This window comes from Vibrio alginolyticus NBRC 15630 = ATCC 17749 (genome assembly GCF_000354175.2).
Classification (GTDB): domain Bacteria; phylum Pseudomonadota; class Gammaproteobacteria; order Enterobacterales; family Vibrionaceae; genus Vibrio; species Vibrio alginolyticus.
This window is the reverse complement of sequence record NC_022349.1, coordinates 3,296,178-3,322,146: the sequence shown is the minus strand read 5'-3', so window position 1 is coordinate 3,322,146 and position 25,969 is coordinate 3,296,178. Positions and strand designations below refer to the sequence as shown.

Sequence of the window (25,969 nt, the reverse complement as noted above, 5' to 3'; positions counted from 1 at the left end):
GTCAACCTTCTACGCAAGATATTGCTTATTAAGCAGCAGGTTGTTGTTGGTTAAGTAGCTCGTTGAAGCCTACTTCTTTCTCAGAAACCTGTGCTTTAGCGATGATCGCGTCGATTGCTTGCTCTTCTAGAGCTACGTTGCGCATGTTGTTCATCATTTCTTCGTTTTGCTCGTAGTAAGCAATAACTTCTGATGGATCTTCGTATGCAGTAGCCATTTCTTCGATTAGCGCTTTAACTTTCTCGTCGTCCGCTTTTAGCTCTTCAGATTTGATTACTTCACCTAGTAGAAGACCAACAACTACGCGACGTTTAGCTTGTTCTTCGAACAGTTCACGTGGAAGCTGAGCAGCAGCTTCTGGGTTACCACCGAAGCGTTGTGCAGCTTGTTGACGTAGAACTTGGATTTCTTGCTCGATAAGCGCTGATGGTACGTTGATGTCGTTTTGCTCAACTAGACCGTCAATCGCTTGCTCTTTGATGCGGTTCTTAACAGCTTGCTTAAGTTCGCGTTCCATGTTCTTACGAACTTCAGCTTTAAGTGCTTCAACACCACCTTCAACAACACCGAACTTAGCAACGAACTCGTCGTTTAGTTCTGGTAGTTCACGAGCTTCAACTTTGTTCACTTTGATTGCGAACTTAGCTGCTTTACCTTTTAGGTTTTCAGCGTGGTAATCTTCTGGGAAAGTCACGTCGATGTCGAATTCCATACCAGCAGTTTTACCTGCGATACCGTCTTCGAAACCAGGGATCATGCGACCAGCACCCATTTCTAGAGGGAAGTTCTCAGCTTTACCACCTTCGAACTCTTCACCGTCGATAGAGCCAACGAAGTCAATGCTTACGCGTTTGCCATCTTCTGCTGCTTCTTCAACTTCAACCCAAGTTGCTTGTTGCTTACGTAGAGTATCGATCATCTCTTCTACGTCTGCATCTTTAACTTCTGTTAGTGGTTTTTCAACAGTGATGCTCTCTAGGCCTTTAAGCTCAACTTCTGGGTAAACTTCAAAAGTTGCAGTGAAAACTAGGTCTGAACCTTCTTTGTTCTCTACAGGAGCGAAAGTTGGAGCGCCAGCTGGGTTGATTTTCTCTTTAACGATAGCTTCGATGAAGTGGCGTTGCATTACTTCACCAAGAACGTCTTGACGTACTGCTTTGCCGTACATCTTAGCAACCATTTTTAGAGGCACTTTACCCTTACGGAAACCATCGAAACGACGGTTTTTAGCGATGTTGCGTAGTTCAGCTGTTACAGCGTCTTCGATGTTTGCAGCTGGAACAGTAATGTTTAGACGGCGCTCTAGGCCCTCTAGCGTTTCAACAGTAACTTGCATTATATATAAACCTCTAAAGTGGCTCGGTTTTCCGAGCGTATGAGCGAAACTCAGAGGAGCTTACGCTTCATCCTTGTGTAGTGTTCTGTCCGAACACCTAATTTAAAATCGAGTATCGATACTGGTTGTCAGTACCGGACTAATCAGTGATATCTTCGATAAAATAACCAAAGGTATCTCCTATTAGCCTCAGGACAGAATTTTTAGACGCGACATTCTAGCGATCTGTCGCAACCCTGTCGAGCCAATAGCCACTATGTGGACATTGTCTGCGCTAAATTCTCGAATGCTGACCCATTTTTTCTTCAAAAATGCGATTCAGACACCGTCTAAGCATCGCCAGCATATCTAGAATGGGGACAATAGCGACTTTTTCAAGAGAATCGACCGGTTTTTTTATCGAAAAGCCTAAAAAGAGATCTTGCTCTTGTTTTACTCCACAGAGTTGAAAACTAAATCCCTAATCCTTCCTACAAACTATTAACATTTTCTTACGTGACCAAAGGAAGTTGTAAGGAGTGTAAGGATGTCGCAAAAAAAACGGATTCTGCTGACATTTTTTGCTTTCTATTTCCTGTGCGCAATTATCGGTGGCCATTGGGTTTGGCAGACCAGTTATCAATCTCTACTTGATAAACACCAATCACAGCTTGAGCAATTTTCTGGCCATATAAAAAATAAACTCGATAAGTACGCCCATATCCCAAATCTTCTCGCTAAAGATGATCCACTTTATCAAGCGCTTCTGCACCCCAACAACAGTGCGCAACTGGAAATCACTAATCGGTATTTAGAATCCGTTAATGGCGTGATTGAAGCAGCGGATACGTACTTAATCGATCAATGGGGTACAACGATCGCGGCCAGCAACTGGCGTAAACAGCGCTCCTTTATCGGGCGAAATTTTGCATTTCGCCCTTATTTCAAACAAGCCATTGTAGGCAAAAGAAGCCAATACTACGCACTGGGCTCAACATCTGGTAAACGTGGCTACTACTATTCTTATCCCATCATATACGCTGGCGGTGTACTTGGTGTCGTCGTGGTGAAGATGGACCTAAGTAAGATAGAGGACAACTGGCAGCAACCAAACAGTGTTTTTGTCGCCAGCGACCCATACGGAATTGTTTTCATGAGTAGCCGAAGTGAATGGCTACTCAAAAGCTTACAACCACTGACAAAAAAAGAGAAAAAGCAAGTTTGGGCAAGCCAACAATATCTTGATGCGCCAATTGAAACGCTTGGATTAGTGGGTAGTTTGGACGAGGTGCATTCTGAGCTTAAACAGGGTTACCCATACAATAAAGGAACCTTGGTGGTCTCTTCGCTGCCCCTTCCCGAACTCAAACTGACAATTCGTGTGCTGTCTCCTAAACAGTCGATCGTTTGGTTCACCATGGGTTACATCTTTGTACTCACTCTAGCATTCATGGTTTTGTTTTTAATTGGTCAGCTTATCTATCACCGTCAACAGCGTCACTTGCAACTTGAACGAATTCAACAAGAAGCAAATCAAAAGTTGGAATATCAAGTCATGGCACGGACTGCCGAGTTGCAAGCGGAGATCGCACAGCGTATCGATACCGAGCAAACTTTACGCGTTACTCAAGATGAATTGGTGCAAGCAGCGAAACTCGCGGTGTTAGGACAAATGTCGGCCAGTATCAGCCATGAACTGAATAATCCACTTGCAGCAATTCGTAGCTTTGCGGAGAACGGCAAGCTGTTTCTAAAAAAAGAAAAATATGAGCGAGTGGAAGATAATCTCACTCGCATTTCTGCTCTCACTGACCGTATGGCAAATATCAGTCAGCAACTTCGCTCTTTCGCCAAAAAAACCAGTGGTGACGAGTTGGCTCAATCTCGATTGTTCCCTGTGATAGCCTCTGTAAAAGAACTGATGAAGCCCGCATTTAAATCAGGGCGCGTCACGTTAGAAACAAATTTGCCAGAGCATGATGTTGAAGTGCAGATCAATATTATTCAACTGGAGCAAGTGTTGGTCAATTTACTGACTAATGCGATAGAAGCACTCAAAGAACAACAAGACAAACAGGTAGAATTATCTGTAGAACACGATGAGCACACTGATTTAGTTTGGATTCATGTTGATGATAATGGCCCAGGACTTGGCTCTTTCTCACTTTCTGATTTATGTGAGCCGTTTCTAACCACTAAACTGAACGGTTTAGGTTTGGGTCTCTCTATCTCGCAACAAATCTTAGCCAGTATGAATGGAAAATTATGTGCCCATAATCGAGAACAAGGCGGCGCTCGATTCTCATTGTGTTTACCTATCACTTCTTACAACACTGAACCATCAAAAGGATAAGATCATGTGTCAGGTGTTTTTTATTGATGATGAGGCCGATCTCAGACTCGCTATAGAACAGACCTTTGAACTTGCGGATATCGACGCCAAGTTTTTTGTGGATGCAGAATCGGCTTTAATAGCGATGCAGCAAGGAGAAGAAGCTGGCGTCGTGGTCACTGATATCTGTTTACCGGGCATTTCTGGTATGGATATGCTAACAACTTTGACTCAACGCGATGCAAACTTACCCGTCATCATGATCACTGGACACGGTGATATTTCCATGGCAGTGCAAGCCCTTCATCAAGGCGCTTACGACTTTATTGAGAAACCTTTTGCGCCAGAGCATTTGGTTGAAACGGTTAAGCGGGCGATTGAGAAGCGCAAACTAACCAATGAAAATGAAAAACTGCGCCTGTCACTTAAAGCCAGTAAAACCCTTGGTCCACGAGTTATTGGTGAAACCTCTAGCATCCAAATATTACGAGAGACCATCACCCAAATCGCCGATACCGACGCCGATATTTTATTGTTTGGTGAAACCGGTACAGGGAAAGAGTTAATCGCTCGTTCTTTACATGAGCAAAGCTCTCGCCGGAACCAAAACTTTGTCGCCGTAAATTGTGGAGCGGTTCCAGAGAACTTAATTGAGAGTGAACTCTACGGCCATGAAAAAGGCGCATTCACTGGCGCCGAAAGCCGTCGTATCGGTAAATTTGAGTTTGCACAAGGCGGCACACTTTTCTTGGATGAGATCGAGTCGATGCCTATCCAAGCCCAAATTCGTTTATTGAGGGTATTACAAGAGCGCGTGATTGAGCGTGTCGGTTCAAATGAATTATTGCCTTTAGATATTCGAGTGATTGCCGCAACAAAGGTCGATTTAAAACACGCAGCTGAAGAAGGTACTTTCCGTCAGGATCTCTATTATCGGCTCAATGTCGTGACCTTGGATCTCCCGCCACTACGCGAACGAAAAGAAGACATTCCAGCCCTCTTTCACCACTTTCTGTTGGTAGCAGCTTCACGTTATGGCAAAAGCTCACCTAGCTTGTCACCCCAAGATCTAGCGCAACTGATGAGCCATGACTGGCCTGGCAATGTTCGAGAACTCAGAAATGCTGCAGAGCGTTTTGTGCTATTGGGTAAGTTAATTCAGTTGGGAGAATCAAACCCAGTCGCTAAGTCTTCCTCAAGCCTTGCAGAGCAAGTGGCGGAGTTTGAGAGAGCAGCCATTGAAGGCGCTTTATTAGAAAACAACGGTAGTATTAAACAGACAATGTGCCAATTGAATGTGCCAAGAAAAACCCTTTACGACAAGATGCAGCGCTACCAAATAAATAAAGACCTTTACAAATAAAACACGTTCAAATAGCTGGCATTATATTCAACTTGAATCATAATTTTTAACAACGGGTTTATCATGGTTGTTATAGATATGAACGAAAAAGTGAGAATACCGATTGTTACAGATACCGTGCTCGTAGACGGTTGCTATCAAGAAGAGAGAAGATTCGGTGAAGAGCGTCGTAAAAATAAAAAGAGGTGGCGACACTATGAACGTCGAATTAATTCAGACCCGCGCAAAACTTGTTACAAGTCAATAGACGAAGAGGTGTGAATTCTCACACCTCTTTCTACTTTCTGGCTTCCATTACTTGGTAATGATCTCCGGCCCCATCAAGGTAGTAGGCAACCAAGTCGAAACCCATGGTACATATGTGACGATAATTAGGAACAAGAACATCACTCCAACCCAGGGTAATGCTGCCTTCACTACGTTCATCATCGACATTTTGGCAACACCAGCGGTCACAAATAAGTTAAGACCCACGGGCGGCGTTATCATTCCTATCTCCATATTCACCACCATCATTATGCCCAAATGAATTGGGTCTATACCTAATGCAATCGCAATTGGGAACACGAGCGGCGCAACAATGATCAACAAGCCTGATGGCTCCATGAACTGACCACCAATCAGCAACAAGACGTTCACCACAATCAAAAAAGTGATTGGTCCGAGACCAGCCGAGAGCATCGACTCGGTGATCATTTGCGGGATGCGTTCTTCCGTTAAAACATGCTTCAAAATTAAGGCATTAGCAATGATGAACAGCAGCATGATGGTGAGTTTGCCCGCTTCATACAGGGTGTGTTTCGTGTCTTTATGAACAAAGGTTTGGAAGATTTTAACGAGCGCAGGTTTAGTGTTTTTCTTGTCTGCAAATGGCCCCATGTCTTTGTATACAAAGTTAGCAATAAAGAATGAGTACACAGCAGCAACCGCAGCGGCTTCTGTCGGCGTAAAGATACCGCCATAGATACCACCAAGAATGATGACGACCAACAACAAGCCCCAGCTTGCATCCTTGGCGGCATCAAAAGTTTCTTTCCAACCGACAAAAGGTTGCTTTGGAAGGTTCTTGATTCTCGCGGCAATGTAAATCGCGATCATCAACATGACACCCGCCAGCAAACCGGGAATCACACCACCAAGGAACATACGTCCAACTGACACATCCGTTGCGGCTGCATACACCACCATCACAATCGAAGGTGGGATCAAAATCCCTAGCGTACCTGCGTTACAAATTACCCCAGAGGCAAACTCTTTTGAGTAACCGTTTTTGATCATACCTGCGATAACAATACTACCTATGGCAACAACCGTTGCAGGTGAGGAACCTGACAACGCGGCAAACATCATACACGCTACAACCGAAGCCATCGCCAAACCGCCGCGGAACCAGCCTACAATGGCAATGGCGAAACGAATGATCCGCTTTGCTACGCCACCCGTCGACATAAAGCTTGAAGCCAATATAAAGAATGGAATAGCCAATAGCGTGTAGTGGCCCGCGAATGCATTAAACAGCGTTTGAGCAACTGACGCTAAAGAGGCATCCGAATGCATTAAAAGGAAAAGAACACTGGAAAGGCCCAGCGAAATAGCAATTGGCACGCCAACCAGCATAAAGCCAATTACCATCAAAAATAGAAATAAGATATCCATGGCTTATTGCTCCTTGTTTTTAGCGTCTTGCGAGGCCTTTGGAGCCATTACGTCTTCAGCGTCACTCATCTCAGCTTTAAGAGATTCGAGCTCTTCCTCCGCTTCATGTCCTGCAATCAAGCGATCGAGCTTACCAGTAGCGATTTGCCACGTGACTTGAACAAATCTAAACGTTAGTAGCGCCATTCCAAGTGGCAAAGCGAAGTAAGGAATAAAACGTGGCAGCTTTTCATAACGCTCTCCCTCATTTAACCAGTCGGCCATGAACTGGAGTATTTCAGGCATCGGAATATCGTCCGTTTCATACCACGCTCGGTCGGTAGCGAACGGATACCAGTAGTTCCAAGCGCCAATTAACAGCAAAATAGAGAAGGCTAAGCAACACATTGCTGCAAAAAGCGCCAGGGCTTTTCGTTTACCTTCCGGAACGATGTTAATAATGACATCGACACCAATATGAAAGTGTTTTTTCACACCATAAGATGCGCCAACCAACACCATCCATGCGAACATGAAAACGGTGAGCTCAAGCGCCCAAAGAATATTGTCGTTAAAGACATAACGAAAGATGACATTGGCAAAGGTCAGCAAGGTCATGGCACCCAAGAAGAAAGCAATCAAAGTCTCTTCAATGGCATCGGTGATTCGTCCAGCCTTGGCAAAAAAAGTCTGTTCCATAATTACATCACGTCGTCTGTAGGGGGAAAGAGCCCCCTCAGTTTGAGAGGGCTAAATGTGCTAGCTGTTATTATTTTTGGTTAGACGCCAAAGCGGCTTCGATTAGGTCAGAACCAATGTCTTTTTCGAACTTCTTCCATACTGGTTGAAGTGCAGTGACCCACTCTTGGCGCTGTTCTGGCGTTAGAGTACGAACCACACCACCGGCTTCGATGATATTGTTCTTATTCGCAAGGTTTACTTTGGTTGACTCAGCATTACGCTGCGCAGTTACCTCTTGAATAATGGTATTTAACTGCTCGCGCTGATCATCTGGTAGGTTTTTCCAGAAGTCGTTTGACGTCACAACTAAGTAATCCAGAATTCCGTGGTTCGTTTCCGTAATGCCATCTTGAACTTCGAAGAATTTTTTGCCGTAAATGTTTGACCAAGTATTTTCTTGACCATCAATAACCTTAGTTTGCAAGCCGCCGTAAACTTCTTTGAACGACATTTTTTGTGGGTTAGCACCTAGCTGCTCAAACTGAGCAACGAGTACATCAGACGCTTGAACACGGAACTTAAGTCCTTCAGCATCAGTTGGAGAAATGAGCGGCTTGTTGGCTGACATTTGCTTCATGCCGTTATGCCAAAACGCAATGCCTTGTAGGCCACGACGTTTCATTGAATTTTTCAGCTTTTCACCCGCTTCCGAGTTTTGGAAACGGTCAACCGCGTCGACATCATCGAACAAGAAAGGAAGATCGAAAAGGCGGTACTTCTTGGTGAATTTCTCAAACTTAGAAAGAGAAGGAGCAGCGAGTTGAACATCACCATTCAGTAGCGCTTCCAACACTTTGTCATCATCATAAAGTGTTGAGTTAGGAAACACCTGCATACAGACTTTACCGTTCATCTCTTCGTTGACGCGCTTTTCAAGTAACGAAGCCGCGATGCCTTTAGGGTGTTTGTCCGCGTTCGTTACATGGCTAAACTTGATGACCGTTTCACCCGGGTCACAATTTGCGGCAGCATTAAAACTGGTAACAGCAAGTGCAGAGACAGATAGTAGAGTTAGAGGCTTAAACATTATTATTCTCCTTGTTGAATCACATCCCATCCCGTCCATGAGTAACTAGGTGTTAGGCGATGGGTACGGATGTTCAACAAAGAGCAATTAATGGACCATGTTAAAATTTATATTCATTTCAATAAATTAACAAAGCCCATTAACATGAATCAGAAGTGTAACGAGTGAATTCCACCCAAGAACAAGATACAAATGGGTGGGAAATGACCCATTTATGAAGAACAGCTTATCTCCATTTTCTTCCCCCATTCCGGTGGCAATTTCGCGTAATCATCAAACTCGGGTTGCTCATCAAATGGGCGTTTTAACAGTTCGGACAATCGGTGTAATTCGCTAAAGTCCCCTTCTTCCGCTTTATCAATCGCCAACTGAGCCAAGTAGTTACGCAAGATGTATTTGGGATTGGCTTGACGCATCTGTTTGCAACGCTGTTCGGTTGAAATCAGGCCCCCTAGTTCATCAACCTCTAGCTCACACCGAGCTAAATACAGCTCAAGCCAAGCTCGCGCTGCTTCTCGGTCGAGAAATAAATCGATTACGGCTTGGGAAGGCGCATTATCAAGGTTTGAAAGTGTTCTGAAGAAGCGAGTGTAGTCCGTTTTGTTCTGGTGAAGAAGCTCAAACATAGCTTCAAACAAACGCCCGTCTTCCGCTATCTTAGTTTTTAAGCCCAACTTCTCACGCATGAGGCGGCTGAACTGCTGGCTTAAATGAACTTCAAATTGACTCAACGACGATTCTAAATCTTCTCGTTCAACGAGTGACGATAGCGCATGCGCCAGTGCTGACAGGTTCCAAAGCGCAATTCTAGGCTGTTGATCAAATGCGTAACGACCCTGGTAGTCTGAATGATTACAAATGTATCCCGGCTCATAATCATCAAGAAAGCCAAACGGACCATAATCAAAAGTTTGCCCAAGAATTGACATGTTATCGGTATTCATCACACCATGCGCAAAACCAAAAGCTTGCCAATATGCGATCATCTCGGCTGTTTTAGTCACGATGGCGTCAAACATCGCGGCATATGGTTTCTCCGCCGATGCACAATCAGCAAAGTGCCACTCAATCACCTTATCCGCCAACAGCTTCTGCTCTGCTAACTGGTTGGTGTAAAAGAAATGCTCAAAGTGACCGAATCGAACATGGGTTTCAGCCATTCGAAGTAACAAAGCGCCCGATTCCGTTTTTTCTCGATAAACAGGTGTATCACTGACCATCATACCGAGAGCACGTGTCGTGGGAACCCCAAGGCCCGCCATGGCTTCACTGCACAGGTACTCACGGATAGTTGAGCGTAATACCGCTCGCCCATCTCCCATTCGCGAGTAAGGCGTTAGCCCTGCACCTTTGAGGTGAAGATCAAACCAAGTACCATCCTGATGCTCAATTTCTGCCAACAGTAATCCACGTCCATCGCCCAAATCTGGGTTGTAAACGCCAAACTGATGGCCTGCATACTTCATCGCAAGAGGACGAAATTGTTCGAATTCACTAAGCCCAGAAAAAACCGCCAATAACTCATCGTTTTGCTCTTCTGGTAAACCAAACTGCTGTGCAAACTCACCATTCCAAGCGACCCAGCGAGTGTTGTCCAAGGGTTGTGGCTCGACCAACGTATAGAACGCTGACGGTAATTGACTAAAGCGATGGGTGAAATTGACCCGTTGCCAAATGGACATGTAGGGTTCCTTAATAAAAAGAAGTACTGTTGTGAGTATACGTGTGAATGTCCCTGTCATTCAGCCATGAAATGGGCATGGGTATTTTGCGTGAATAACGCGAAGGCGGCAGGAAGGTATCAACCTGCCGCAGACCGTCTCCTAAACAGAGGTAGCATGTAAAAACGATCAAAGGGTTAAGCGGAAAATTCTTCACCCGTTTTTGGTGGCTGTGATGTCGTATCAAAACGAGCGCGTTCGATATCCACTACCGTTTTATAGCTCAACGATAACAATGCCAGCTGGTACGCGCCAAAAATACCATAGGCCACACCGACGAAGCTCAACATAAAGAGATTCGTAAAGTGGCTAAAGATCAGCTGACTGAGCAAGCCCGCACCCAATGGAATTAGTCCCATCAAAATGAATACTTGTTTGTTGTATGCTCTGCTCTGGTTCCACGAACGACGCAAACTGCGCGGCTGATGATCCATTGCAGTCGCTGGCAACACAAATGACCATCGCGCCATTACCCAATAGCCAGGAATGCTTGCAATCGTTGTGATAATAGCCATAGCAACAAAGTCGGCTTCACCACTTTCTGCAATGTAGATAAACGACAACACAAAGATCGGGATACCAATAACGAGCATCATCATCAGTCCAAACAGTATCCACCAGCCTATGAAACGGAATTCTCGAGCTGACAAACGAAATACATCCAACGCAGAGTGCATGTAATCGCCGGCTAAATAAATTCGATGCACACGCACAGCCGCCATAGCGGCAACAAGTGGGTACAAAATAATTGTGACGAAATAAAATCCTGCGACATTGCCTTCTTGAACGTTCGCTTGATCTTGCCCCGTCATTTCAGGATACATAAAAGCAAAAATTGAGTGCACGATAATCAACGGAATACAAGCAATAACAATTGCGAGTAGATTCCTTCTGACCATCACTGCCGCTTCTCGGCATATTTCCGAAACAGAAAAGCCCTCGGTAGACATATAACATCCTTAGTTCATAAAAATCGGCCCCTAGGGTAACCGCAGAGTAGAAAAATCGCTTTAAAAATAATGAGAAACACATCTCATAAGACAATGAGAACGAAACCAAAATAGATCAGATAAAAAATAAGCCACTCAATGTGAGTGGCTTATACCGCAATTCAATACCGTTTTAGACGCGACGTCGCCAGCCTAATGTTGCAAGTAACATCAAAGCCCAATAAGAAACACTGCCGCTACCTTCAGAGTTCTTGAATGTCGTTGTCTTCAAAGAAGCAACAACCGTCACGATAACTTCCCCCGTAGCAGTGGCACCATGACCGTCTGAAACCGTATATTGCAGCTTGATGCCGTCAGTAGGGCTATCCGGTGCTTGAAAACGGATTTTGCCATTCTCTACACTCGCACTTCCCACACCCGTTACGTTCTGTACGCTTTCTACAACCAGTTTATCGCCGTTCACATCCGAATCATTGCTCGCTGCATCAATCAGAATACTTTCACCAACGGCAACGGTCGCCGTATCTGCAAGCGTAAGTGGCGCTGCGTTTTTCATGGTTAAATCGACGGTAGCACTGGACGTTTCATTACTAGGATCAGTCACGGTTAAACGGAATGTCAGAACCTCACCCGCTTTTGCACCTTGAGGCACCGTAAAGCTTGTGCTAACACTGGTTGCATTGCCAAGAGAAACTGAAGTGCCAGCCAACTGCTCCCATTTATAACTCAACACGTCACCATCAGCATCCGTACTATTTAACGCAGACAACGTGACTCGCTGCCCAACCGTCATGTCTTTATTATCAACATCAATCACGGCCACTGGCGCTTCGTTGCTGCCAAGCACTTCCACCTGCACATTCACGATTGAAGATGAGTACGCACCATCAACCGACAACAAACGATATTGGAAAGTGTCCAGACCAACGAAGTTAGCTTCAGGTTGGTACTGGTTGCCAGAGATGGTGCCGTGCTCAGGCTTCTGCACAATGTCCACATTGAACTGATACCCTACCGCCATGAAATCATTGTCCATCAGGTTCAGTTTGATTGGCGTATTTTTATTGGTTTGTAACGAATCAGATTTCGCTTCAACCAAGTTGCTCGCATCCACATTTAATAATGCTGCAAACGGAATATAAGAGAACCCGGCTTTTTCTAGACCAAACGTGCCAATCTCACTGTAATCACCAGTCCACATTACAGGTAGGGAGGCTTTTTCAGTTTTTAGCAAGCGGCCGAAGTCAAAGTTTGCATCAAATTGACCGCCTTCCAATTCAACGACCAATAAATGCTGACCCGCACTCAATTGGCTTGATTGAGGGAATAAAATTCGAGATGACTTTTGGAAGTTACCTTGCTGTAAAAGCTCAGCGTTGTTTTGATTCAATATTAATCGATAGCCAATGTTTCCAGAAAATGGGAATCGCCAAACTCGATAAATCATGTCACTTTGAGCGCTATCTCTTTGCGCGTAAAGTTGAAGGCCATCAAGCTCTGTATCACTATTCAAGTCCAGTGACACCGCCAGAGTGTTACTCCCACTCGCGTACACATAACCTTGATGAAGAGAGTTCAGCCATGCTGATTTATTTGGTTCGTTTGTATGCTCAAGAGAAAAGCTACCGCCGTTGGTGTTGCTGGCAATGTTGGAAATACGAACCCCAGTATCAAACCCTGTGATCGCTCTCAGACCCGGGGTCGATGTATCTGAAATGACATCGCCACCATTAGGGTACAAATCGTCAGCGTCACTCCTACCATCATTTTCTAACTCATTCAGACCATCAGCCTGCATGATTTGAACCTGCATCGCGCCAACATCATTAAAGCGGTTCTGGACATTGACCGACGTCGCCAGGATACCTTCAGCCGCCAATGCTCGGTCGTAACCGCTAAAGGTGCGATTTTCCAAGTAAACACGTGGGCCAAACTCTTTCAAGTACGGGTCGAGATACACCAGCTTGACATCGTCGTTGTTCACAGAAATAGGCGCTGGACTTTCATGAGTTACCGTTGGTACAACAAAACCAGCAGCGTGTTTGCTCCATGCACTCATGTTCACCGGAGTGTCACCAGCGTATGAATCTCCCGGTTTCTGCGCCCATGAACCGCCACCCATCACGCCCCAAGAGCCGATCGAGGCATCACTGTTCCTTGCGTACAAATCCGGTAAGCCAAGCATTAAGTGGCCAAGCTCGTGTACGATCACGCCCAAGGTCGCTTGATGATCAACTTGATAGTCAGCGAACACACAATAGTCTGTGATCTTTTTACCATCTAGTGTGACATCATCGTGAGAGAATTTGTGCGGCCAAATAGCAGGACGGTTGAGAACCCCTGTTGAACGATCGCCCCCCGCAAAAATAAACATGACAGAGAGTTCTGACGGTTCTACGGTACCATTTTGATTGCTGTCGTAGGCCGAAAGATTAAAGTATGGATCCAGTTTTTGATAAGCCTCGGTGAAAACCGCATTCAACTTGGCGGTGCATGTTTTATCAGTCGAACTAGAGTGACAGTTAGGGTGGCTTTGTGCCACAGTCACATCTATCACACCGTCATTGGCGGTGCCGTAACTCTCAAGTGCAGGAACAACTTTGAATTTACCTTGAGAGTTTTTATCAAAGTAATCCACAACGCTTTGACCATTGGTATTAAATACGCGTTGCTCAAAATCATGCACCATTGCTTGGTCATCAAACGAAACTTGCACAACCAATAGGGGCTGCTGCTTCACCGTTGAACTGCTCATCGCCTGGTAACCTTGCGCCGAACGCAGTAGGTTTTTTCGTGCCATCGGTTCAATGGTTTTTAGAGAAGATAATTGCGGTTTAACTTGTAAATCCGGGCGAAACCTCGCCGACTCAGGTGGCTCACTCGACTGCGTTTTCACCACACCTGTCGAGATCAATATTGGCGTGTCTGACTCGCGCTGAATCTGCGCGAAAAACCAAACGCCGTCTTCCTGAAGTAAGGCATTGCCCTGCTTATCTTCAAACCAGTGGAAATCTGCCGTTCCACGTAGAATTGCCTCACTGGAGCTACCATCGCTCAACGCAATAGTATGCCAAACCGGTGATGGCGGAGTAGTTGCCATGCTCTTCCCTGCAAGAAGCGCAGTTAGCATAGCCATGGCGAGTGTGTTGAATTTCAAAGTACGACTCCATCTTTTCGATTCGTTCATTCATACCAAGCACAACAAGCACAAAGTAACCCTATGGGCATAGAGTAAGACTGAGTGACTATTGACGAAGGCTGGTATCAATTCGCTCAGATAACACGACGTAGTTTGGTGTCACACTACAAAAGCGTCGGATTCCAAAACGCTGTTATGAGCGTAGCTTCTGAGAATATAAATTGAGTGAATGAATAGTATCGAAACGAAAGGAAGAAGAAATGAACTTCTACGAATTTGTAGGTAAAACTGGGCAACATTCCACATATTCTATAAATGTACGAGCACTGCTATTAATCAATGCTCGTAATGGTCGCGCGGCCATTGTTTAACGCTATATTAACCTGTAAGAACGGCGTCTTCTGGGTATTTGACCAAGGTAGGTTCAGGACGTGCCAACATGTAGGCAAGCGTGAGCGGCCCAATACGACCAATGATCATCACCACGATCATAATGTATTTACCAGGTTCAGAAAGTTCCGCAGTCAAACCGGCGGTGAGCCCCACTGTGGCAAATGCGGAAATGGTTTCAAACATAACCTTATCAAAGCTGGCCTTCTCGGTAAGCATCAATAAAAACATTGCGCTTGTCAGGATGGCTCCGCTCACAACGATAATTGCCAATGACTTAGTCACAGTTTGCCAATTTATGGTTCGCTTAAACATAACCACATGTTTCTTTTGGCGTAAAAAGGTCCACGTAGCCATAAACGCAACAGCAAATGTGGAAACTTTAATACCGCCCCCCGTTGAGGTGGAACCCGCTCCAATTAACATTAGAACAATCATGACCAGTAAGGCTGGCTGGGTAAACAACGCCAAGTCAACACTATTAAACCCTGCCGTTCGAGCACTCGCAGATTGAAAGAATGCCGCCAACCATTGCCCTGTTGCAGGTAAAGACGCCATTGTGTTTGGGTTGCTTCGCTCAAGTAACCAAAACATCATCGTTCCGACTAAGAGCAATATCGGTGTCGCAATCAGCATGATTTTGGTGTGAAGATGCAAAAAGTGGAAACCTTTGCGCCAGTTTAGCCAGATGTCACCCACAACAGTAAAACCAAGCCCGCCAAAAATGAATAGCCCCGCCAGTGTAAAGATAACCAACGGATCATTCACAAAGCTCATCATACTGTCAGAAAACAGCGCGAACCCAGCGTTGTTAAATGCAGAAATTGCATGAAACAAGGCGTAAAACATACCAGTCTGCCAGCCCATTTCAGGGACCCAGCGGATAGAGAGAAAAATAAACCCGATCGTTTCTGCAACAAGCGCGAAAACAACAATCCGCTTTACTAGTCGGTTTAGATTGACTTGCCGATCTTGCCCTAATGCTTCTTTCGCCAGCGCTTGTTGACGCAAACTCAAACGCACGCCGAACATATAGAGTAAGACCGCCGACAAAGTCATCTGCCCCAACCCACCGATTTGCATTAAAAACATCAGCAAGATTTTACCCGCAAGCGTAAAGTGTTGCCCAGTATCGACAACACCAAGCCCTGTCACACTAATAGCGGACGTTGCAGTAAACAAAGCATCCGTTATCGACAGGCCCGTAACAGAAAAAACTGGCAAGGTTAGCAATACCGCAGAAGGCAGTAAAACACCGAGAAAACTGAGCAATATAATTCGCGGTTCGTTGCCTTTCGCTTTCTCTTGTTTACCATCTGGTGCGTAAAAAACACCTTTCTGATGAAAATACGTCATAGCGATTTTAATTTATTTGCGAGCGCATCTTGAGGGCCGACCACAATAATTAGGTCACCAATTTCTAGTGTGGTATTAAGGTCAGGTGCCTTGGTAATTTCTGGGCCCCGTTTAAACCCTAGCACTTGCACGCCATCGACTTTGCACAGAGCCAAATCACTTAGTGTCTTACCCATCCAACGAGAGCCAATCACAAACTCCGTCATAGCTAAGCCACTGCCTAATGGGTGGAACTCAAGAACCCGTTTATCGAGCATTTTACGCGCGACACGTATCCCCATGTCACGCTCAGGCATGATAATGTGGTCTGCGCCAATTTTTTGCAGAACACGAGCTTGGAAGCGGTCGTTGGCTTTAACCCATACTGACTTTACTCCCGCCTCTTTAGCAATCAATGTCGCAAGAATACTGGCATTGACATCCGCTCCGATGGCAATCATCACCATGTCGTAATCATCAAGTTTGAGCTCAGCAACCGTCTCTTCGTGAGTACAGTTAGCCACAACCGCCTGACTAACAAAACTGGCAGCTTCTTTAACTCTGTCTTCGTTGATGTCAACGGCTAAAACTTGAGCGCCTGAATCTTGTAACTCTTTACACACTGCCAAACCAAATCGGCCAAGACCAATAACGGCGAATTGCTTATCACCTGTTTTCATTTGTGCCCCATCTTATGCATTCATTAGCAAGCAAAAAAGTTTGCGCCCATTCCTTACCTTGTGCAAACCTGCGGACAGATAATTGACAAAAGCTTAACGCACCTTGATTCACTTTACGTGTTAAGCGTATGACACTGATTAACTTTTTTCCTCATTACCGAATAGAAACCGTCGCGATGGCTACATTATTGGATGCCTAAAAACGCAAAAAGCCGCAAGAATGCGGCTTTTAGATCATGGGATAAACTGGCTATTTTGATTCGCGCTTATCGTGCGGTTTACGTTTATTCTTAGGCACGTAATTTAAAATTGAAATTGGTACTGGCTTTCTTGGCGCAAAACCTTCAATTTCCACTCGCTCTAGCAAGTGCCCTAAACGGCTTTCAATCATGCAGAGGTTCTTAAAGTCGTCTTTTGAAACCAGTGATATCGCCTCACCTTTCGCGCCAGCACGACCTGTACGACCAATACGATGTACATACTCATCCGCTGGGTAAGGTAAATCGTAGTTGATGACAACTGGCAGATTATCAATATCAATACCGCGCGCAGCAACGCCGGTTGCGACTAAGTACTGGATTTCACCCGCTTTAAACTTTTCTATTAATTCCTGGCGAACACGCTGATTACGGCCACTGTGGAATGCTTCTGCCACAATGCCACGTTTCTCAAGTTGGCTTACCAGTTTGGCTGCGCCGTGTTTAGTTTCAATAAATACCAGTACTTGCGACCAGTCATTTTCTTTAAGCAAGTGACTTAACAGCGACGACTTCATATCTTTATCGACGGTCGTGATCCACTGTTTAATATTTGATTTTGAGGCACTGTGCTTTGCAATCGTGATCTCTTCAGGATCAATAATCGCATTTTTCGCCAAGTCACGAACAGGGTTAGATAACGTCGCTGAGAACAGCAAACTTTGCACATGTTCTGGCATACAGTCGACGATTTTGTCGATCGCATCGATGAATCCCATATCCAACATTTTGTCGGCTTCATCAAGCACTAGCATTTCCACTTCATCAAAGTGAATCGCGCGTTGACCGTACAGATCAATCAAGCGCCCAGGCGTGCTTACCACAATATCGACACCCTCGATCAAGGCTTGTTTTTGTGGTGCATAATCCACACCACCAAACATCGCCATTGAGCGTAATGGTAAGTTTTTACCATAAGCTTCAATACTTTGATGAACCTGAAGCGCCAGTTCGCGTGTTGGCGTTAGGATAATCGCACGAGCGCGTTTTTTATGTTGCGTTTCGCCTCGACTAAGCTTTTCTAAGATTGGCAGAACAAAACTGGCCGTTTTACCTGTGCCCGTTTGCGCTGCTGCAATTAAATTGCGGCCACGCAATACGATTGGAATGGCTTTTTGTTGGATAGAAGTGGGTTTTTCATAACCTAGCGCTTTTACTGCATCAGCAATCGATGCGCTTAAACCAAACTTAGAAAATGGCATAGAAAGGTCTCAACAGAGGAAATGGGCGCGTAGTGTATCAGAATCCCCGTGAAGTAACAGAAGGATTCATGCGCGAAAAACTAGGAACATGACACAATCTTAGCCCATGAAATTGGGCTGCAAACCTTTTTCTAATTTTTTCCTCACTTTGTAGGAAACATCATTAAGCGTGATTTTCCCCGTGTTGTGGCGATCGATACCTGCATTCTGTCGATAGGCTATTGAGCCTTGTCTGAACAAAACGAAAGACAGCGGTTTACCAATCGCAGCAGGGTAGAGAATGGCCATGTAAGCATCTTCTAAGCTATTAATTTTATTTCGATAGGGCCAATAGTACGCTTTCACATAGTCAAGTTGTTCAAGCGCGCTCATTCTCGCAAGAGTCTTTGTGTTCACTCCTAATGATTCTGCGGTAGAGGGCATAAATTGAATTAACCCTGTAGCCCCGCTTCCGGAACCATTTTTGATGCTTGGACTGAAAGTTTCAGCAGTTTCAAATGCCATGCACGCCATAAGATGATTAGGATTGATCTTTAGCTCTTTACTAATACGAATGACTTTAGATTTGAACTCTGGAGAAACTTTACCTCCCCACGCGACCGCGTTCTCGGGATCTGCAATCGAAGAGACCGTTGATGCGTCATGTTCTTCGACAATTTTAGAAAGTAGAGGAAGCGTTTGGCGTAGTCGATGGCTCGAACTCACCAAGCGAATTGATTTGGTAAGAAACTTGTCTTTTTTTTGATGTAGTTTTTGGAACTTTACTAACTTATACAGTTGCTTATAAACCGTTTTCACAACGAAGCCGGATGTAGGGAACACTCCCAGAATGTAATCCATTTCCTACAAATTTAATATAAATATCAGCAACAGGAATCCTGGATGTGATCAATGTCACCATAAAAATTCTCAAATTCGATACACGCCGATGTAAGTGGTCAATGTGTCTCCAACACGCTAGAAGTAAAAGTAAAGAGGCATTAAAAAGGTCTTACCAATTTTTTGGTAAGACCTAAGTTTACTGATTCTCGGATAAGCGAATGTATATTCTTACAGTTCAGCTTCCCGAACCAGTTCTGCAAGCGTCGACAAACGCTGCTCACTTTGTTTAACGTAAGGATTATTCGTATCCCAAGCATATCCAGCCAAAATCGCACTAATCATCTGTTTAATACGTGGGTTCGGGTTTTGATAGAAAATCACATCTTGCAACGTGCCGTTGTACCAGCCTTCCACATAAGTGCGGAATGTGTTCACTCCCACCATTAAGCGTTGCGAGTACTCTTCTTGCCAATCAACCTTTTCACCATTCAGCTGACGAACCAAGCAGTCCGCTGCAAACTCTGCCGATTTCATGGCGATAGTGACACCCGATGAAAATACAGGATCAAGAAACTCACCAGCATTACCAAGCAACGCGTAGTGCTCTGTCGCTAAACGTTTGACGTTAGCAGAATAGCCACCCAACTCGCCTGCTGGATTCGGGTAATTCGCGTTTCGCAATAAAGCAGCCAAACCCGGCTCTTCATTGGCTAACTGCTGCAACGCTGCAATCTTATCTTCTGGGTATTGTTCGAAAAATTCTGGCTCACCCACCACACCAAACGAACAGGTACCATTAGAGAATGGGATTAGCCAGTACCATACGTCGTGATTTTCAGGATGAACTGAAATTAAAATTTTGTTGCGATCGTATTCCGGCTCTTGGGGAGAGATATGATCTTCGATATGGGTAAAGATCGCTTTTCTAGGCGGAAGACAAGAAGGTTCTTCTAGCTCCAACAAGCGTGGCAAAACACGCCCAAAGCCACTGGCATCCAACACAAAATCTGCTTCGATTTGATAAGCCTTCTTATTTGAGTCGAGCACTTCTAATCGAGACTTTTTCCCTTCAAACACTAGATTGAGCAGTTCATGCTGATAGCGAATCTCTACGCCTTGCTCTTCAGCGCTATCTGCCAATACTTTATCAAAGCTGGCACGTTGAACCTGAAACGTCGTGCCCGGTCCTGGCGTGTATTTGTTTGTAAAGTCGAACTGGGTGTATACGCCATTACGACGAAATGCAGCACCATCTTTATACTGGAAGCCAAACTGCTTTACTGCATTGGTCATTCCTGCTTGTTCAACAACTTCCATACATGCAGGGAGCAGGCTTTCTCCTATGGAAAAGCGTGGAAAAGTCGCTTTTTCTAAGACAACAACATCTATGCCACGCGATTTTAATAACGCAGAAACGGTTGAACCTGATGGCCCCGCTCCTACGACAACAACTTGCTTGAGCTCTGTTTTCATTCTGAATTTAGTTTGCTTGTAGTTTTAATAAGGTATGACCAAGGCCAATATTGTCGGTTCTTTCAACGACAGATAAACCTGCCGCTTCGACAATTTCTAAGAAATCATCACTGCGATAAAAGCGACTATTACCGTTAGCTAAACAGGTAAAATAAAGAGAAGTGGCATTAAGGCTATAGGAAGCTCCCGCGTATTTTTGAGCATCCCAAAACAGCTCCAATACGTAAATAGTATCTCCCTTCGTTAACTGGGCTTTAACTTTTTTAAGGATATTGAGGATCTCAATTGGGGAAAAGCAATCCAAGAACTGGCTCATCCACCATACGTCAGCGTGTCCAGGCAATGTTTGTGCTTTATCCAGCATGTTTGCAGGGTATGGACGTACACGCTCGACGAACTGGTTTTCTGAAACATTCTTCATCGCTACTTCTAATTGCTGTGGTAAATCAACAATCGTCACTTGAACGTCAGGGTCATGTTTACAACACTGAATCGCCCATTTTCCCGTATTTCCGCCAATATCCACAAGATGCTTTGGCTTGCTTGCAAATACTTCTTTAAGCAGAAGTGGGAACGAGCGATCCGAATAGAAATGATCGAACTTAAACCAGCTCTGTTTGGCTTGTTCTGGTAACGTCGATAGACCTTGATAAATGGTCTCCCAATTGCCCAACTCTTTCAAACCTGACGGTTTACCTTCTTGAATTGCTTCCGTCAAATGCATCATCGCGGCGTAACAAACATCTGCCGTAAAATCCATGTTTGCATTCGTCATACCATCATGAAGAAGGTAAAAACCAAGGTTTGCAAGCGAATAGTTAGGTCGTTCCCATAAAACAATATGCGCACTAATCGCCATATCCAACAGTACTTTAACACCATATTCTGATACTCCCGTTTTCTCGGCAATATCTGTGGCACTCATGCCTTGAGCGCCAGCGCTGTCTAAAACGGCTAAAATACCTAAATCTCGAAGCGTTTTGGCGGTCTGGAACACGATTGGTGCAAAAGATAACTTCTGAGCTTCTGTCTTCGCTTCAAAAGCATTAAAAGGGTCATTATTTTGATTTAACACGGAAAAACCTAACTGCAATTAATAGTTTTATTGTTGAGATTGATTGCCCAACAATGCAATAGCTCGCTGAATATCAACATTCAAGTTGTTTACCCAACGATTGTAATTGCGGTGGATTTTGCCATCACTTGCTTTGAGATTTACTGAGTTGAGATAAATAATTGAGTAATATTTATTATTGTATGGGATTTTTACTTCTGCAGAGTGTTTACGAACGTGGATTTTTGCAATAAGAACACCAGGGCTTACTTCTTCGATCGTCCAGCCTCGGTTAGTTGCTGATTGCACTATGGCCATTTTTACTTGTTTATTTTGAAGATCATAAGCAACTGGAGTATCCTCCACATTCATTACAGGTTGTACTCGTCCACAACCAACAAGAAGCAAAGTTAATAATAACGAGACATACAGCTTAAAACGCGACATGATAATTTCCTTTTTATTGTGAATTTGGGTCAACCCCAATTTGTATCGAGCTGTAAAATAAACAATTTAACCCAATATGCCAAACTCGAAGATCAACATTTCGTTCAATATTGATGCGTGGACAGCGAATTCATTCGGTTTATCCGAATCCAATGAATGGAAACAATGGGCAACAGAGATAAAATGGCCAGAAGATGGCAAAATCAATGTTGCAAATATTCCTGCGATGATGCGCAGAAGAATGAGCCCACTCAGTAAACTGGCGGTACAAACTGCAATCGAAATGCTTAATCAACATCAAGTTGATTACCTTGTATTTTCAAGCCGTCATGGTGAACTGCATCGCAGCGTCGCACTAGTTGAAGATATAATTAATGGAGAAGAGGCGTCTCCGATGGCTTTTTCTCAATCGGTGCACAATACCGCCGCAGGGCTTGCCACTATCGCAACTAAACAACCCATTCCCCTAACTTCTATCGCTGCGGCAGAAAACACATTCCAAAGCGCAATATTAGAAGCATGGCTGTTTTTGTCCGACAATCCTGACAAAAAAGTACTGCTTGTTGATTTTGATGAGCCTATGCCTGACTCTTATTTAGAATATGAAAACCAACAATACCAAGGGTTTGGACTTGGCTTAATACTTTCTCATGGAGACAAGTTCGCGATACAAAGCTCCATAAACGCAGAACGTTCCGGTCATCCTCTTCCTCAAGGTTTAGTATTTTTGCAACAATACTTGTTAGATAAAAGCCAGTGGACTATTTTCGCTCCGCAACAAGCTTGGGAATGGCACAAAAAATGACTCGCTTAAATCAGTATTGGCGTGTGCTAGCAACAGGCTTTTGTTTTTCAGTATTTGGGTTAGGTGGTTTAGTACTGAGTTTCATTGTTATTCCGACCATTCGTATTTTTGTTTCAGACCAAACGGAACGCGAATATAAAGTTCAGGGTGCGATTCGATATTCATTCAACACATTTTGTAAATTGATGAAGTTGAGTGGCGCAATCGATTATCAAATTATTGGTGCCGATATTCTTCAACAAGATCGTAATTGTTTAATTGTTGCCAACCACCCTAGTTTAATCGATTACGTTCTCATTGCTTCACAATTAAATCGCTGCGACTGTTTAGTAAAATCGGCAATATGGTCGAATCCTTTTATGAAGCACATCGTAAAAGCAGCCGGATATATTCCCAATGAAGCACCGGATGATTTATTAGCACTTTGTGATGAACGATTTAACAAAGGCAACGTGTTGCTTATATTTCCTGAAGGAACAAGAACAACACCAGGTGTAGAGCCGAAATTACAACGCGGTGCAGCACAAATTGCGGTAAGAACAGAACGAGATTTAAGAGTTGTCCATATTACGGTAACGCCAAGTTTCCTCACAAAAGAGAAAAAATGGTATCAAGTACCGGCAACAAAGCCCTTTTTCAGGGTTGAAGTTAAGGATAAAGTTGAGATTACCCCCTTTATAAAGCAAACTACGTCGCCGACAATAGCGGCGCGACGCTTACAACAGCACCTAGCTGAAAACATTTTTCCAGAAAACTTTTATTAATAAGCAGGTCCCAGTGGAACAGTTACACAACGACATTAAGCAACTTATTATTGATGCTTTAAACCTTGAAGATTTAACCGTAGATGATATTGAAACGGATGCACCACTTTTTGGTGATGGACTTGGCTTAGATTCTATCGACGCGCTTGAGCTTGGACTCGCAATAAAAAAACAATACAACATCGTTATTGATGCCGACGACTCAAATACGCGCGAACACTTTGCGTCTGTAGCAAATCTAGCGAAATACGTTTCTTCTCAAACTAATGAATAAGTTGTAGGTATATTCATGACTGATGTAAATAAAGATCAAGTATTTGAACAAGTTAAAGATGCGCTTGTTGAGCTGTTCGAAATTGACGCAGCCGACATTCAATCAGATGCGCACTTATACCAAGATCTCGATCTTGATAGCATTGACGCCGTTGATTTGGTCGTACACCTACAGAATGTCACTGGCAAAAAAATCAAGCCAGCAGAGTTTAGTGCAGTAAGAACCGTTGACGATGTGGTTAACGCTGTTACTGAGTTATTGAAGGAAAGTTAATGCGCCAATTGCTGACTGGTCTGTCTGCAATTGTACTGCTTGCCTACCCCTTCGCCGTCTATTTCGGTATAGATAAATATGGCTTGAACTTAGTTGGGGGCTTGTTAATTGCTGCGTTACTTTTGCGTGTTTTCGTCGCAAATAAGACCCCACTAAAAGAGTTTAAATTCTTGGCGCTCGCTACGGGCGCTGTTGGCATTGTTCTAATTACACTTGGCATGGTGTTTAAACAACACGGGTGGCTTCAGTTTTACCCTGTCGTTGTCAATTTATGTATGCTGTGTGTATTTGGACTGAGCTTAAAACAGCCGCAATCGATCATAGAGAGGCTTGCTCGCTTGCAAGAACCCGACCTTCCGGCTAGTGGCGTGGCTTACACTCGCAAAGTGACGGTGGTTTGGTGCGCCTTTTTTACGCTCAACGCTGCCGTTGCACTCTATACCTGTTTCCTACCAGTAAAAATATGGACGCTTTATAACGGCCTCATCAGCTACTTACTTGCTGGTGGCTTGTTCGCTGGAGAATGGATCGTGCGTCAATTTGTTCGAAAGGAACACTAATCGTATGAATACAACGTATTCGAGCTTTACCTCCCTTGCGACCTTGTTCATCGCAGAGAGGTCTGAGCAATCCCCAGTCTCTTACGATCGCGATACGGTTATCACGTGGGGTGATTTCCAACAGCACGTCGCAACACTTACTCAACAGCTAGAAACCCAACCAACGCAAAACATTGCGTTGTGTTTTGGCAACAGCTACCTGTTTGCCGTTGGCTTTTTTGCTTGTTGTTATGCAGGAAAATCCATTGTATTACCTGGTAATTACCAACCAGAAGCACTCAAAGAGCTCAGTGAGCACTACGATTTGTTGCTGCATGATGCCGATGTCTCGGCTCCAGAACTCGTGAGCTCGCTTTTGATCGAAGCTCAATCATTGCTAGAAACCACCGTGATTAGCGAGCCAGAGGCCAAACAACCTTATTTTTGGCGTGAATTAAACCTGGCAGAAATACCAGTAACGCTATTTACTTCGGGTTCAAGCGGCACACCAAAAGCCATTGCAAAAACGCTGAAACAGCTCGATATCGAAGTTGCTATTCTAGATAACCTATGGGGCGACACGATTGCCAGCACACGCGTTGAAAGCACCGTTTCTCATCAACACATTTACGGCTTGCTGTTCCGCGTATTGTGGCCTTTGTGCTCCGCACGTCCATTTTCAGCACACAACCTTGAGTTCCCAGAGCAAATTGTCCATCACGCTGACGCTGACACCACGCTAGTAAGCAGCCCTGCGTTACTAAAACGACTCAGTGAAGAGCACGATCCGGTTGCGATTCGGTGTGTATTTTCTTCTGGTGGCCCCTTGCCAAACCAAGCGGCGCAGCACAGCCAGGAGTTGTTTGGGTCACTTCCTATTGAAGTGTTTGGCAGCACAGAAACCGGCGGCATCGCTTACCGTCAGCAGCACGTAGCTAGCACTCCCTGGACGTTATTCCCTGGTGTTGAAGCCGAGCTTAACCATGAAAATTGTTTAAAGCTCCGCTCGCCACACATTGATGAAAACACTTGGTACCAAACTGCGGATGAATGCTATTTCCATGATAGCATTTCTTTTGAATTGCGTGGACGCACTGACCGAATCGTCAAAGTCGAAGAAAAGCGTATTTCCCTTGTCGAAGTGGAAAAACGTTTAGAGCAATTGCCGTGGATTCAAGAAAGCGTGGTGATCCCAATGGAAGAATCTGGTCGCCTCACATTAGTCTCGATCATCGTACTTAACGATCAAGGCAGCGATGTGCTTAATGAACTTGGTAAAGGCAAATTTTGGCTTGAGCTTCGCAAGGCACTGCGCAATTGGCTAGAACCGATCGCTATCCCGAGAAAATTCCGAGTGGTCGACGAAATTCCATTGAACAGCCAAGGCAAACGCCAAGTTGCTGAAATTGAAAAACTATTCCAATAAAGCTA

23 protein-coding genes are annotated in these 25,969 nt (G+C 44.5%); 9 read left to right on the top strand and 14 right to left on the bottom strand.

What is annotated here, in order from left to right:
• Positions 1 to 28: 28 nt before the first annotated feature.
• The gene (gene tig / locus N646_RS15250; RefSeq protein WP_005382251.1) at positions 29 to 1,336 is read right to left on the bottom strand and encodes a trigger factor; all 1,308 of its coding nucleotides are present in this window, start codon (positions 1,334 to 1,336) and stop codon (positions 29 to 31) included.
• Positions 1,337 to 1,862: 526 nt separating this feature from the next.
• On the opposite strand from tig, the gene N646_RS15245 reads away from it, so the two are divergent.
• The 3 genes from N646_RS15245 to N646_RS24975 all read left to right on the top strand — a co-directional run bounded on the left by N646_RS15245 (position 1,863) and on the right by N646_RS24975 (position 5,271).
• Positions 1,863 to 3,668 carry a sensor histidine kinase gene (locus N646_RS15245; protein WP_017819921.1) on the top strand — a complete coding sequence of 602 codons (1,806 nt, stop codon included), beginning with the start codon at positions 1,863 to 1,865 and terminating at the stop codon, positions 3,666 to 3,668.
• Between the two features lie 4 nt (positions 3,669 to 3,672).
• Positions 3,673 to 5,010 carry a sigma-54-dependent transcriptional regulator gene (locus N646_RS15240; RefSeq protein WP_017819922.1) on the top strand — a complete coding sequence of 446 codons (1,338 nt, stop codon included), beginning with the start codon at positions 3,673 to 3,675 and terminating at the stop codon, positions 5,008 to 5,010.
• A 78-nt stretch (positions 5,011 to 5,088) separates the two neighbouring features.
• A complete protein-coding gene (locus N646_RS24975; RefSeq protein WP_021034161.1) occupies positions 5,089 to 5,271 on the top strand; it encodes a hypothetical protein in 183 nt (60 codons plus the stop codon).
• Between the two features lie 33 nt (positions 5,272 to 5,304).
• Here the strand turns inward: N646_RS24975 and N646_RS15235 are convergent, their stop codons facing one another.
• From N646_RS15235 to N646_RS15175, 13 genes are all read right to left on the bottom strand, one after another.
• Positions 5,305 to 6,666 carry a TRAP transporter large permease gene (locus tag N646_RS15235; RefSeq protein ID WP_005382255.1) on the bottom strand — a complete coding sequence of 454 codons (1,362 nt, stop codon included), beginning with the start codon at positions 6,664 to 6,666 and terminating at the stop codon, positions 5,305 to 5,307.
• A 3-nt stretch (positions 6,667 to 6,669) separates the two neighbouring features.
• Entirely contained in the window at positions 6,670 to 7,344 is a 675-nt protein-coding gene (locus N646_RS15230; RefSeq protein ID WP_005384308.1) for a TRAP transporter small permease, read from the bottom strand.
• Positions 7,345 to 7,414: 70 nt separating this feature from the next.
• Positions 7,415 to 8,413, bottom strand: coding sequence for a TRAP transporter substrate-binding protein (locus N646_RS15225; RefSeq protein WP_017634784.1), 999 nt, complete (start codon positions 8,411 to 8,413; stop codon positions 7,415 to 7,417).
• Between the two features lie 212 nt (positions 8,414 to 8,625).
• Complete coding sequence (locus N646_RS15220; RefSeq protein ID WP_017819924.1) at positions 8,626 to 10,095, bottom strand: protein adenylyltransferase SelO; 1,470 nt, start codon at positions 10,093 to 10,095, stop codon at positions 8,626 to 8,628.
• A gap of 176 nt (positions 10,096 to 10,271) precedes the next feature.
• Complete coding sequence (locus tag N646_RS15215; RefSeq protein WP_017819925.1) at positions 10,272 to 11,084, bottom strand: hypothetical protein; 813 nt, start codon at positions 11,082 to 11,084, stop codon at positions 10,272 to 10,274.
• A gap of 172 nt (positions 11,085 to 11,256) precedes the next feature.
• A complete protein-coding gene (locus N646_RS15210; RefSeq protein ID WP_017819926.1) occupies positions 11,257 to 14,241 on the bottom strand; it encodes a M6 family metalloprotease domain-containing protein in 2,985 nt (994 codons plus the stop codon).
• Between the two features lie 360 nt (positions 14,242 to 14,601).
• A complete protein-coding gene (locus tag N646_RS15205; RefSeq protein ID WP_005388288.1) occupies positions 14,602 to 15,969 on the bottom strand; it encodes a TrkH family potassium uptake protein in 1,368 nt (455 codons plus the stop codon).
• Positions 15,966 to 16,628: a potassium channel family protein gene (locus tag N646_RS15200; protein WP_005388291.1), complete on the bottom strand. Its 663-nt coding sequence runs from the start codon at positions 16,626 to 16,628 to the stop codon at positions 15,966 to 15,968. Before N646_RS15200 ends, N646_RS15205 begins: the two co-directional genes overlap by 4 nt.
• A gap of 250 nt (positions 16,629 to 16,878) precedes the next feature.
• Entirely contained in the window at positions 16,879 to 18,087 is a 1,209-nt protein-coding gene (locus N646_RS15195) for a DEAD/DEAH box helicase (RefSeq protein ID WP_017819927.1), read from the bottom strand.
• Between the two features lie 99 nt (positions 18,088 to 18,186).
• Positions 18,187 to 18,927, bottom strand: coding sequence for a transglycosylase SLT domain-containing protein (locus N646_RS15190; RefSeq protein ID WP_017819928.1), 741 nt, complete (start codon positions 18,925 to 18,927; stop codon positions 18,187 to 18,189).
• 210 nt (positions 18,928 to 19,137) lie between these two features.
• Complete coding sequence (locus tag N646_RS15185; RefSeq protein ID WP_005382268.1) at positions 19,138 to 20,382, bottom strand: NAD(P)/FAD-dependent oxidoreductase; 1,245 nt, start codon at positions 20,380 to 20,382, stop codon at positions 19,138 to 19,140.
• 7 nt (positions 20,383 to 20,389) lie between these two features.
• A complete protein-coding gene (locus N646_RS15180; protein ID WP_017819929.1) occupies positions 20,390 to 21,457 on the bottom strand; it encodes a class I SAM-dependent methyltransferase in 1,068 nt (355 codons plus the stop codon).
• A 27-nt stretch (positions 21,458 to 21,484) separates the two neighbouring features.
• Complete coding sequence (locus tag N646_RS15175; RefSeq protein ID WP_005382272.1) at positions 21,485 to 21,883, bottom strand: hypothetical protein; 399 nt, start codon at positions 21,881 to 21,883, stop codon at positions 21,485 to 21,487.
• Positions 21,884 to 21,959: 76 nt separating this feature from the next.
• Here N646_RS15175 and N646_RS15170 point away from each other — a divergent pair, with 76 nt between their 5' ends.
• Genes N646_RS15170 through N646_RS15145 form a run of 6 tightly spaced genes read left to right on the top strand, consistent with a single transcriptional unit; the run spans position 21,960 to position 25,964 of the window.
• Positions 21,960 to 22,688, top strand: a complete 729-nt coding sequence (locus N646_RS15170) for a beta-ketoacyl synthase chain length factor (protein ID WP_017819930.1) — start codon at positions 21,960 to 21,962, stop codon at positions 22,686 to 22,688.
• The gene (locus N646_RS15165; RefSeq protein ID WP_005388305.1) at positions 22,685 to 23,452 is read left to right on the top strand and encodes a lysophospholipid acyltransferase family protein; all 768 of its coding nucleotides are present in this window, start codon (positions 22,685 to 22,687) and stop codon (positions 23,450 to 23,452) included. Before N646_RS15170 ends, N646_RS15165 begins: the two co-directional genes overlap by 4 nt.
• Before the next feature lie 13 nt (positions 23,453 to 23,465).
• Positions 23,466 to 23,726, top strand: a complete 261-nt coding sequence (locus N646_RS15160) for a phosphopantetheine-binding protein (RefSeq protein ID WP_005382278.1) — start codon at positions 23,466 to 23,468, stop codon at positions 23,724 to 23,726.
• A 15-nt stretch (positions 23,727 to 23,741) separates the two neighbouring features.
• Positions 23,742 to 23,999 (top strand): acyl carrier protein, encoded by a 258-nt coding sequence (locus tag N646_RS15155; protein ID WP_005382279.1) that lies wholly within the window; start codon positions 23,742 to 23,744, stop codon positions 23,997 to 23,999.
• Positions 23,999 to 24,559, top strand: coding sequence for a COG4648 family protein (locus tag N646_RS15150; protein WP_017819931.1), 561 nt, complete (start codon positions 23,999 to 24,001; stop codon positions 24,557 to 24,559). The genes N646_RS15155 and N646_RS15150 overlap by 1 nt, the downstream gene beginning before the upstream one ends.
• A gap of 4 nt (positions 24,560 to 24,563) precedes the next feature.
• Positions 24,564 to 25,964 (top strand): AMP-binding protein, encoded by a 1,401-nt coding sequence (locus N646_RS15145; RefSeq protein WP_017819932.1) that lies wholly within the window; start codon positions 24,564 to 24,566, stop codon positions 25,962 to 25,964.
• Positions 25,965 to 25,969: the final 5 nt, after the last annotated feature.